This window comes from Actinobacillus vicugnae (genome assembly GCF_901687125.1).
Lineage (GTDB): Bacteria > Pseudomonadota > Gammaproteobacteria > Enterobacterales > Pasteurellaceae > Actinobacillus > Actinobacillus vicugnae.
The window spans coordinates 1-530 of sequence record NZ_CABFJY010000043.1; the positions used below are offsets into that span (position 1 = coordinate 1).

The window sequence follows — 530 nt, forward strand, 5'->3', positions numbered from 1 at the left end:
GCTTAGATAATGGTGCAATGGAAAGTTTTTTCGGGCGGCTGAAAACGGAATGTTATTTTGGCAAACGCTTTGACACTTTTGCCGAACTTGAAAGAACCCTTCACGAGTACATGTATTACTATAACCATGAGCGTATTCAAGTGAAACTAAAAGGACTAAGCCCTGTTGAATACAGAACCCAGTCCTTGAATTAAATGTGTCTAACTTTTTGGGGTCAGATCACATTTGGAGGTTTTTACTTATGATAACCTCAATATGTTCAGAGAAAAAGCGAAAGCCGCTTACGATAAAGATAAAGAAAAGAAAGGGATTCAGGACAATTTCTTGTATGTTAATCGAGGCAGTAAGCTTTATGGCTATGTAACTGAGAATAAACAAGTCATAGATTTACATAACCAAACAGAAGTGGAGATAATGCTCCCCTTGTCGGAAGTAGAGAAGCTGACGGTGAGTGACAATCCGAAAGATAAAAATGCCAAACAACGGACTTACTATAATATTCAACCGTACTTACACGGCACGAAAAGCGG

The 530-nt window shown here is 38.7% G+C and carries 1 protein-coding gene and 1 pseudogene; both read left to right on the forward strand.

Annotated elements, in window-relative coordinates; genetic code table 11:
* Positions 1-194: IS3 family transposase (locus F8M47_RS08180; protein WP_150539623.1), on the forward strand; the 194-nt coding region annotated here is incomplete at its 5' end.
* Between the two features lie 61 nt (positions 195-255).
* Positions 256-530, forward strand: a pseudogene (locus F8M47_RS08185) (hypothetical protein); the annotation flags it as partial.